Raw genomic sequence first — 10,206 nt, forward strand, 5'->3', positions numbered from 1 at the left:
GCGCTGCGCCGCGCGGGGGTCACCGGACCGGCGCCGATCGAGAGCGGACCGACCGCACCCTCCGGAACCGACGGGGCCTCGGGCACGCCCTCGGGTCGGCCCCGGAGTCTTCTGCTGTCTCCGGCGCTGTTCCTGGTGTTCGCGATGTGCATGCTCATCGTCTCCGGCATCGTGGGCATGGACCTGGTGATCGTGGCGTGGGCCAACGAACTCGACGCGCCCCAGTACGTGATGGCGTTGGCGTCGGTGTGGGCGCTGGGCTCACTGGTCGGCGGGGCGGTGGCGGGCGCGCTCAAGGGGACGCCGCGTCTTGCCCTGCGAGCGTTCGCCGCCGCCGCGGGGATCGCGATCCTGGTCCCGTTCCTCCCGCCCCTCACGCACTTGTCCACACCCCTGCTCATCACCCCGTTGCTGTTCGTGTCCGGGTTGGCGCTGGCCCCGACCCTGGCCGCGGTGATGGGGAGGTTGGGCGACACCGCCCCGCCGCGACGGCGGGCCGAGGCGTTCGGGTGGATGGCCACCGCCATGAGCACCGGTGCCGCCGTGGCCGGTCCGCTGACCGGCGCCCTCGTCGACGGCAACGGGATCGCGGGCGGCGCGGTGGGCGCCGCGGCCCTGGTGACGGTGGCCGCCGTGCTCACCCTGTTCCTGCGCCCGGTCAGGTCCGGTGACGGGACCCTGCCCGCGGAGGAGGTACCGGCCGGACCCGCGGAGATCACGTCGGTGGTCGCCCCGGCCACGGACGCCGTGACCACGCCGGGCACCGGTGCGGAGGCCGGTCCCCACCCCGCACCCTGACGGTTCAGTCCTCCCAGCCCGGTGGGACCCGGTGGGCCCAGGGCCGGGCCTGCTCCAACTGGGCGGACAGGGACAGCAGGGTCCCCTCCCCGCCCGTGCGACCGGTGAGCATCACCCCGATCGGCACCCCCGCGGGCGACCAGTGCAGCGGAACGTTCACCGAGGGCTGCCCCGAGACGTTGTACACGGAGGTGAACGGCGTGAACTCGGTCATGCGGCGGAACTCGGTCTCGGGACCGTCCCCGGTGAAGTGCCCGACGGGGACCGGAGGCAGCGCCAGGGTGGGGCTGAGGACGGCGTCGTAGGGCTCGGTGGCGGTGAGCAGGGAACGCACGCCGCGTTGGAGGCGGGCCCAGGCCGTGACGAGGTCGGGGGCGGACGTGGCCCGGGCGCGTTCACGCAACCACCGGTTGATGGGGGTGAGTTCGTGCTCGCGGGCGGGGTCCACGGGCGTGGCCGCGCTCACGGCCTCCCACAGGTACTGGAAGTCGCGGGCGTAGGCGCCGCCGAAGTGGGCGTCGACGGGGGTCCGGACCTCCTCCACCTCGTGGCCCAGGTCGAGGAGGAGCCGGGTGGCCCGCTCGTAGGCCTCCAGCACGTCCGGGTGGACCGGGATGCCGGTGGATCCGGTGTCGGCGAAGCGGCCGACGCGCAGCCGACCGGGTTCGCGTCGGGCGTGGTCGGCGAAGGTCGTGCCGGGTTCCGGGGGCGGCGCGGCGTAGGCGTCACCGGGCAGGCCGACCGTCATGACGTCCAGGAGCAGGGCCGCGTCCAGGACGGTGCGGGTGATCGGCCCGGCGGTGGACAGACCGAACAGGTCGGCGCGGTCGGGTGCCCCGGAGATCCGTCCCCGGGTCGGCTTGAGACCGAAGAGACCGCAGACCGAGGCGGGGATGCGGATGGAACCACCCCCGTCGCTGCCCTGGGCTGCGGGGGCGAGACCGGCGGCCACCGCGGCCGCGGCGCCCCCACTGGAGCCGCCGGCCGACAGACGCGTGTCCCAGGGGTTACGGGTGGGCGGGGCGATGGCGTTCTCGGTGTGACAGGTCGACCCGAACTCGGGGGTGTTGGTCTTGCCGAGGAAGACGGCGCCGGCGGCGCGGAGTCGCCCCACCATCACGGAGTCGGCGGGCGCCACGAGGCCCGTGTACAAGCGCGATCCGAAGGTGACGGGCGCCCCGGCGAGGGTGTCCAGGTCCTTGATCGGCAGGGGCACGCCCGCCAGGGCCGGGAGGGGGTCCGGCGTGTCGGAGACGACCCGTTTCTCCCATTTACGGGCCTGTTCGAGGGCGCTTTCCTCAAGGACCGAAATGTAGGCACCGGAACAGTCGTCGAGCCTGCGGATCCGTGCCAGATAGTACTCAGTGACCTCAACAGGTGACAGATCACGACTACGGACCAACGCCGCAAGCCGGTGCAGGGGAAGTTCGCGAATCCGAGTCATGCCCACCGAGGTTAACGGGGTAGGCCAACGGGCACCACGGCGAACGGACCGATCATCTCTAGAGAGACGACGAAAAATCAATCATTCCCCGCATCGGGCATCCGAACACGTGAGGAGAGAGGGACGTCAGGCAACATCGGTGTGAGAAGCAATGCACTAGGACTTGCATATGGATGGAACTAATCTGTCCGTCGTGGAATCGGCAACCAGAGTGAACGGCAGTGGCTCGACGTCCGGAGGGTCGGGGTCCGAGAGTCCCGAGGCCCTCTTCTTCCCCAATCAGCGCAAGACCGATGGGATCGACGGCAAGGCCCTCTACGGGGCCCTCAAATCCAACGACGCCCTCCGCAGGTGGATCGTCCGGAGCCTGGTCGCCGGGATCGTCGCCGGCGGCATCGGCATGCTCACCGGCGAGTGGCGCGTCGGTGTCTCGTTCGGTCTGATCGCGCTGGTCTCGGTCATGGTGTGGAGCTCACGCCGCGAGTCCGAGATCCCGCGCTGGCGCAAACCCTCGGCGGCACAGCGTCGTACCGAGGCCCAGCTCAAGGTCATGAAGCAGCTCGGCTACCGCGTCCTGCACGCGCGCGCCGTGCCCGGCGGCAACGGCCAGATCGACCACTTCATCGTCGGTCGTCGTGGCGCCTTCGCCATCGACTCGGAGTCCTGGGACAAGCGACTGCCCCTGCGCAACAAGCTGGAGAAGCTGTACCACGGGCGGTTCAGCAAGAACGAACGGATCGACGAGGCCCTTGAGGAGGCCGAACGCGCAGCGGAACTCATCAGCGAGGAGCTCGGACGGGACATCAAGGTCCGTGCCTCGCTGGCCATCTACGGCCCCGGCATGCCCTGGGACAGCCATCGGCTGCGCGGCGTCGACATCATCACCGGAACCAAGGTCCGCAAGTGGTTGCGCACCGGGCGCGACCGACTCAGCGAGACCGAGATCGAGGAGATCCACAAGGCGGCCGAGAAGGCGCTGCCACCCCGCTACTGACCCCGGTGAAGTCCCCCCGCCCGCACCAGGCCCGGAGAACACCACACCGCCGTGGTTCCGGGCCTGACGTTCGTCCACGGAACGGGACGGTTCCGGGGCGACCACAGAGGGACTTCGGGTGCGTGACCGGGGCGAATCCACCCGGTTGTCTCATTATACGGAACGCGCGTCTTCCGGGGCGAGACCGAAACGGCTCCTGAAGGGGGCTACCATCGAGGGGAAACACCCGTAACGTTGGGAGTCCATTCATGCCGCCCCTACGCTCACGCACGGTCACCCACGGCAGGAACATGGCGGGAGCGCGTGCGCTCATGCGCGCCACCGGTGTGGAGCGCGAGGACTTCGGCAAGCCCATCGTGGCCGTGGCCAACAGCTTCACCGAGTTCGTGCCCGGCCACGTGCACCTGCGCGAGGTCGCCGAGGTCGTCGCCAACGCCATCCGCGAGGCCGGTGGCGTTCCCCGTGAGTTCAACTCCATCGCCGTCGACGACGGCATCGCCATGGGTCACGGTGGCATGCTGTACTCGCTGCCCAGCCGTGAGCTCATCGCCGACTCCCTGGAGTACATGGTCAACGCGCACTGTGCCGACGCACTGGTGTGCGTGTCCAACTGCGACAAGATCACGCCGGGCATGCTGCTCGCCGCGATGCGCCTGAACATCCCCACCGTGTTCGTCTCCGGTGGCCCCATGGAGGCCGGCAAGGTCACGGTGGTCGACGGCACCGCCACCACCGTGCGCAAGCTCGACCTGATCAACCCCATGATCGCGGCCGCGGACGAGAGCGTCTCCCAGGAGGAGCTCGACGAGATGGAGGAGAACGCCTGCCCGACCTGTGGTTCGTGCTCGGGCATGTTCACCGCCAACTCGATGAACTGCCTCACCGAGGCGATGGGCCTGGCGCTGCCCGGCAACGGCACCGTCCTGGCCACCCACACCGCACGGCGCGCTCTGTACGAGGACGCCGGACGCCTGGTCGTGGAGGCGGCCAAGCGTTACTACGAGGACGACGACGACTCGGTCCTGCCGCTGTCGATCGCCACCCCCGCCGCCTTCGGCAACGCCATGGCGCTGGACGTGGCCATGGGCGGTTCCACCAACACGATCCTGCACCTGTTGGCGACCGCCACCGAGGCCGGTGTGGACTTCGGGCTCAACGAGATCGACGCGGTCTCCCGCCGGGTCCCGTGCCTGTGCAAGGTCGCGCCGAACACCGAGAAGTACCACATCGAGGACGTGCACCGGGCCGGCGGCATCCCCGCCATCCTGGGCTCGCTGGCCCGCGGCGGGCTGCTCGACACGTCCCTGCCGACCGTGCACGGCAAGACCATCGGTGAGTTCGTCGCCGAGTGGGACATCACCTCCGAGACCGCGAGCGACGTGGCCGTGGAACTCTTCCACGCCGCGCCCGGCGGCCGCCGGACCACCAAGGCCTACTCCCAGAGCACCCGCTGGGACACGCTGGACACCGACCGCGAGAAGGGCTGCATCCGCTCGGTGGAGCACGCCTACACCAAGGACGGCGGCCTGGCCGTGCTGTTCGGCAACCTCGCCCCCGACGGCGCGATCGTCAAGACCGCCGGGGTGGAGGAGGAGCTGTGGACCTTCTCCGGGCCCGCGAAGGTCTTCGAGTCCCAGGAGGACGCGGTCGACGGCATCCTCAACAAGAGGATCGAGCCCGGTGACGTGGTCGTCATCCGCTACGAGGGTCCCAAGGGCGGCCCCGGTATGCAGGAGATGCTGTACCCGACGAGCTTCCTCAAGGGTCGTGGCCTGGGCAAGGCGTGCGCGCTCATCACCGACGGCCGGTTCTCGGGCGGAACGTCGGGGCTGTCCATCGGCCACGCCTCCCCCGAGGCCGCGGCCGGCGGCGACATCGCCCTGGTCGAGGACGGCGACACGATCAACATCGACATCCCGAACCGGGGCATCGTGTTGGACGTGCCCGAGGAGGAGCTGAACACCCGGCGCGAGCGGCTGTTGAAGGAGCTGGGCCGGTTCCAGCCCCGAGAGCGGCAGCGTCCGGTGACGGCGGCTCTGCGCGCCTACGCGGCGATGGCGACCTCCGCCTCCACCGGAGCGGCCCGCGACGTCACCCAGATCGAGAAGTAGACGGCGTCACCGGAGCCGGTCCCCCGGTCGGGACCGGCTCCGGCCGGGCGGGGCACACGCTCCGCCGAGGACGCGTTCGGCACGCGCGGGGCGACCCCACCGGGGTCGCCCCGCGCGTCATGTCGACATGTGGATCGATCAGCCGCAGCAACCGCCTCCGCAGCATCCCCCGCCACCGGAGGGCGCGGGTGCGGCGGCGCGTCCGCCCACCGCGACGGTGGACAGCAACCGGACGGTGTCGTCGTGCCCCTGCGGGCAGTCGGCGGGGGCGTCGGACTCGGCCATGGGGCGGGAGAGTTCGAAGGTGTCGCCGCACTCGCGGCAGCGGAAGTCGTATCTGGGCATGCCCTCAGAATAGAACGGCGCCCGCCGTCGCCGAGGGTCACCCGCCCGTCCGTTCCCCGAACGCGCACCGGCTTCGAGGATCACGTGCGCGGACGGGCCTCGCCCCCGGGACCGAAGGGGGTTCGGTTCCCGGGGGCGCTGGAGGGGCCGGCTGGGACGCCCGGAACGTGTCCGGCCCTCACAGAATCCGTCAGGCGGCCAGATGGGCCATGTACGGCTCCCACTGGGGATCACCGTGCAGATCACCGTTGATCAGACGCCAGTGAGGGCCCTTGGGCACCTTGGGGGTGATGTGCAGCTCCCAACCGATCTCGTCCAGGAACTTGTCCGCCTTGCGGTGGTTACAGGGCTTGCAGGCCGCCACTACGTTCTCCCACACGTGCGCGCCTCCGCGGCTGCGGGGAATGACGTGGTCGATCGTCTCGGCCTTCTTGCCGCAGTAACCACAGGTGTGCCGGTCCCTGCGCATGAGCGCCACTCGGGTGAGCGGCACTCTGCGGCTGTACGGGACACTGATGTAACGCCGCAACCTGATCACGGACGGTACTTCGTAGGAGCGCGTCGCAGAATGCAACAGCGCTCCCGCACCGTCCTCGTGAACGACCACCGCCTTCTCGCGAAGGACGAGGAGAATCGCCCTGCGGAGCGGCAGTGTCGTCAGCGGTTCAAAACTGGCGTTGAGCAGCAGCACGTGGCGGCGAGCGGTCGCTGGACCACCCTCCCGGCCGCGTCGGGCGCTCATCGCGTCACCTCGGCCGTCGCACGCGACCGCCGTGTCTCCTCCCCGGCCAGCCGTTCGGCCAGCCAGGAGACCTCCCTGTGCACCGACCCGAGGATCGGTGTCTTCTTACGCCTTGCCACACGGACCTCCCGGTGGTTCCCGCCGAGTTGCGTCCCGCATTCAGTCTGCTTGGTCGAAGCACTCCGGCGCCACCCCAATTTACGTTGGGGTGCCCGGAAAACGTCCGTTGTCGCTTTCTGTAACTCATTGTGCGTCCGAACCGATCGGTTCGATGGTGACGCCGCGCCGAACACGCTGAGTGAGATATGGGTGGATAGGGTGCAAAGCATGCGCGAACTCCGCTATCCCCCGGCCACACGGCTGGACATCGAAGAAAACCTGCACGGCCGCACAGTGCACGACCCGTACCGATGGTTGGAGGACGCCGACGCCACCCCGACCAAGGAGTGGGCCTCGGCGCAGGACGCCCTGTACCAACAGGTCGGCGTCGACCACGACACCCGTGAGGTGTTCGCGGAACGACTGCGCTCGCTCATGGGCGCGGGCGGGGTCCAGATCCCCCTGTGGCGCGGCGAGCGCCGTTTCGTCACCCGACGCGGCCCCGACCAGGAACACGCCGTGCTGTACGTACGCGACGGCGAGGGCCCCGAACGCGTGCTCATCGACCCCGGCGCCCTGGACGCGTCGGGCCTGACCACCCTGGACTCCTGGCGGCCCTCTCCCGACGGCCGACTGCTCACCTACCAGCTCTCCGAGGGCGGCGACGAGGAGTCGCTGCTGCGGGTGATGGACGTGGACACCGGTGAGATCGTCGACGCCCCCATCCCCCGGACCCGCTACAGCCCGGTGGCGTGGCTGCCGGACGGCTCGGCGTTCTACTACGTGCGCCGCCTGCCCGAGGAACAGGTCCCCGAAGGGGAGGAGTCCTACCACCGCCGTGTCCACCTGCACCGGCTGGGCACCCCGGTGGAGGAGGACCCCATCGTCTTCGGCGAGGGGCGGGACAAGACCGAGTACTTCGGTGTCTCCCTCAGCCGGGACGGACGGTGGCTGGTCCTGACGGCGGCACGGGGCACCTCCTCGGCCACCGACGTGTGGGTCGCCGACGTGCACGAGGGCGCTGCCGAGAACCCGCGCCTGGTCGTGGTCCAGGAGGACGTGGACGCCGACACCGACGCCTCCGTGGGGCGGGACGGGCGCCTGTACCTGCTCACCGACCGCGACGCTCCCCGGGGGCGTCTGTGCGTCGTGGACCCCGCGAACCCGGTGTACGACCGGTGGACCACGCTGGTCGCCGAGGACCCGGAGGCGGTCCTGGGGGGCTTCACCCTGCTCGACGGGGCGGACTCCCCCGAACTCCTCGTCGCCTGGAGTCGGCACGCGATCAGCGAGATCACCAGGCACGACCCGGCCACCGGTGCGCTTCTGGGCTCCGTGGCCATGCCCGGCCTGGGCAGTCTCGTCGGTCTCACCTCCCGCCCGGAGGGCGGTCACGAGGCCTGGTTCGGCTACACCGACAACACCCACCCCTCGTCCGTCTACCACTACGACGCCCACACCGGCGCCGTGGAACTGTGGGAGCGGGCCCCCGGCGACATCGACGTGCCGGAGGTGCGCACCGAACAGGTCACCTTCACCTCAGGGGACGGCACGACCGTCCGGATGCTGGTGGTCTCGCCGCCGGAACCGGCCGACGGCCCGCGGCCGACGATCCTGTACGGCTACGGCGGGTTCCAGATCTCGATGACCCCCGCCTACTCCGCGGCGATCCTGTCGTGGGTGCGCGCCGGCGGCGTGTACGCGGTGGCCAACCTGCGCGGTGGTCTGGAGGAGGGCGAGGGCTGGCACCGGGACGGCATGCTCGCCAACAAGGAGAACGTGTTCGACGACTGCGCCGCGGCCGCCGAACACCTCATCGCCACGGGGGTCACCGACCGCGACCGCCTGGCGGTCATGGGCGGCAGCAACGGCGGGCTGCTCGTGGGCGCCATGGTGACCCGTCGCCCGGATCTGTTCCGCGCGGCCGTGTGCTCGGCGCCACTGCTGGACATGGTGCGCTACGAGCGGTTCGGGCTGGGGCAGCTGTGGAGCGTCGAGTACGGCAGCGCCGAGGACCCGGAGCAGTTGGGGTGGTTGCTGGGCTACTCGCCGTACCACAACGTGCGTGAGGGCACCCGCTACCCGGCGATCCTGTTCACGGTGTTCGACAACGACACCCGGGTGGATCCGTTGCACGCGCGCAAGCTGTGCGCGGCCCTGCAGCACGCCACCTCGGCGTCGGTCGAGGAGCGTCCGGTGCTGCTGCGCCGGGAGGCCCAGGTCGGGCACAGCTCCCGTTCGGTGAGCCGGAGCGTGGCGCTGAGCGCCGACCAGCTGGCGTTCCTGGCCCACCACCTGGGGCTGTCGGTGGACTGACGGCAACGATGATCCGCGGGGCCCGGGTGGGGAGAGCAAGGACACAAGCCCACCCGGGCCCCCTCCCCTCACCCTTTGGGACAATGACCCGATGGGTGTCCTCGTGCGCGTCGCGCCGAGCGCACCCGCGCACGACGACCCTTGCGGGGGTGCCCGAGGGAGAGGACCCGGACGTGACCCAGACCCAGGACGAGGCCACCGCGACCGCCGCCCCGCGGCGGCACGTGCACTTCCAGCAGGTGCGCTACGCCGACCTGGACCCGCAGCAGCACGTCAACAACGTGCGGATGCTGACCTACCTGGAGGACGCCCGCATCTCGTTCCTCAACTACGGCGGCATCGACGGCGGCCGCGGGTTCGGCGCCATGGTCGTGGCCCGGCAGGAGGCCGACTACGTCGCTCCGCTGCTGCCCCGCAGCGAGCCCGTGCGGGTGGAGCTGTGGGTGACCGAGGTGCGCAACGCCAGTTGCAGCCTGGCCTACGAGATCCTCGACGATGACAAGGTCTACCTGCGCGCCAGAACCGTCCTCGTCGGTTTCGACGTCGCGAAGCAGAGCGCCCGGCGCCTGAACGACACCGAGCGCGCGCTGCTCGCCGAATACGCCTGATCGGGGCCGATCACCGCTTGAGGGAGATGGTGATGGCCTCGCCGTCGTCATCGTCGCCGTCGTCGCGGCCTCCCTGGCGCACGGTGCCGTCACCGCCGACCGTCACCGAGGTGGGTTCGGCCACCACCGGGGGCGTGGCCTCCTCGGGAACGTTGACCATGCTGTGCGCGGCCATGACCATGTACTCCCACAGCTGGCGCTCCAGCGCCTCGTGCAGTTCGAGGGAGTCCACGGCGGCGCGCATGTGCTTGAGCCACAGGTCGCGCTCGGCGGCACCGATGCGGAACGGGAAGTGACGCATGCGCAGGCGCGGGTGGCCACGCTGCTCGTTGTAGGTGCGGGGGCCGCCCCAGTACTGGATGAGGAACAACCGCAGGCGTTCCTCGGCGGGGCCGAGGTCCTCCTCCGGGTACATGGGCCGAAGCACGGGGTCTTCGGCCACTTCCTCGTAGAAACGGCGGACCAGGCGGGTGAAGGTCTCCTCACCGCCCACGGCCTCGTAGAACGTCGTACGCACGGGCTCGTCGCCCGCGCTCTGCTGGTCATCACGCGCGGAAGTCATCGCCACCAGGGTATGCGACGTTCGCCCGGCCTCCCCGAGTCCGAAGACCCGGGGAATGACCACACAGGTCACCTCTACGCCCCGCCCCGCCCGGAGCCGCCCCACCGGCCACGATCGACGCCGCGCTCTCGCACACTGATGGAACCATCCTCGGCGGCATCGCCGGAGACCGCTCCCCCACCGGGGG

The 10,206-nt window shown here is 70.3% G+C and carries 10 protein-coding genes; 5 read left to right on the forward strand and 5 right to left on the reverse strand.

The annotated features are described in order from the left end of the window. The coding region (locus DSY14_RS24600) for an MFS transporter (RefSeq protein ID WP_374224052.1) at positions 1 to 798 on the forward strand (798 nt) is incomplete at its 5' end. A gap of 4 nt (positions 799 to 802) precedes the next feature. Here the strand turns inward: DSY14_RS24600 and DSY14_RS24605 are convergent. Beyond that, positions 803 to 2,242: an amidase gene (locus DSY14_RS24605; protein WP_211719000.1), complete on the reverse strand. Its 1,440-nt coding sequence runs from the start codon at positions 2,240 to 2,242 to the stop codon at positions 803 to 805. A gap of 211 nt (positions 2,243 to 2,453) precedes the next feature. Here DSY14_RS24605 and DSY14_RS24610 point away from each other — a divergent pair, with 211 nt between their 5' ends. Together DSY14_RS24610 and ilvD are read left to right on the forward strand one after the other, a co-directional pair. Next, positions 2,454 to 3,236, forward strand: coding sequence for a nuclease-related domain-containing protein (locus tag DSY14_RS24610; RefSeq protein WP_307851327.1), 783 nt, complete (start codon positions 2,454 to 2,456; stop codon positions 3,234 to 3,236). A 248-nt stretch (positions 3,237 to 3,484) separates the two neighbouring features. Next, on the forward strand, positions 3,485 to 5,347 hold the full coding sequence (gene ilvD / locus DSY14_RS24615) for a dihydroxy-acid dehydratase (RefSeq protein ID WP_211719002.1): 1,863 nt from the start codon (positions 3,485 to 3,487) through the stop codon (positions 5,345 to 5,347). 138 nt (positions 5,348 to 5,485) lie between these two features. On the opposite strand, the gene DSY14_RS24620 is transcribed toward ilvD, so the two are convergent. The 3 genes from DSY14_RS24620 to DSY14_RS29335 all read right to left on the reverse strand — a co-directional run bounded on the left by DSY14_RS24620 (position 5,486) and on the right by DSY14_RS29335 (position 6,553). Beyond that, on the reverse strand, positions 5,486 to 5,692 hold the full coding sequence (locus DSY14_RS24620) for a zinc ribbon domain-containing protein (protein WP_017584742.1): 207 nt from the start codon (positions 5,690 to 5,692) through the stop codon (positions 5,486 to 5,488). Between the two features lie 190 nt (positions 5,693 to 5,882). Further along, entirely contained in the window at positions 5,883 to 6,383 is a 501-nt protein-coding gene (locus DSY14_RS24625) for an HNH endonuclease (protein ID WP_211719005.1), read from the reverse strand. A gap of 47 nt (positions 6,384 to 6,430) precedes the next feature. After that, positions 6,431 to 6,553, reverse strand: a complete 123-nt coding sequence (locus DSY14_RS29335; RefSeq protein ID WP_283091694.1) for a hypothetical protein — start codon at positions 6,551 to 6,553, stop codon at positions 6,431 to 6,433. A 208-nt stretch (positions 6,554 to 6,761) separates the two neighbouring features. Here DSY14_RS29335 and DSY14_RS24630 point away from each other — a divergent pair, with 208 nt between their 5' ends. Continuing rightward, positions 6,762 to 8,849: a prolyl oligopeptidase family protein gene (locus DSY14_RS24630; RefSeq protein WP_211719003.1), complete on the forward strand. Its 2,088-nt coding sequence runs from the start codon at positions 6,762 to 6,764 to the stop codon at positions 8,847 to 8,849. A gap of 173 nt (positions 8,850 to 9,022) precedes the next feature. Beyond that, entirely contained in the window at positions 9,023 to 9,457 is a 435-nt protein-coding gene (locus DSY14_RS24635; protein WP_211719004.1) for a thioesterase family protein, read from the forward strand. A 10-nt stretch (positions 9,458 to 9,467) separates the two neighbouring features. On the opposite strand, the gene DSY14_RS24640 is transcribed toward DSY14_RS24635, so the two are convergent. Further along, positions 9,468 to 10,019 (reverse strand): globin, encoded by a 552-nt coding sequence (locus DSY14_RS24640; RefSeq protein ID WP_249188407.1) that lies wholly within the window; start codon positions 10,017 to 10,019, stop codon positions 9,468 to 9,470. Positions 10,020 to 10,206 lie beyond the last annotated feature (187 nt).

The sequence above is a fragment of the Nocardiopsis sp. MG754419 genome (assembly GCF_018207095.1).
Taxonomy (GTDB): Bacteria; Actinomycetota; Actinomycetes; order Streptosporangiales; family Streptosporangiaceae; genus Nocardiopsis.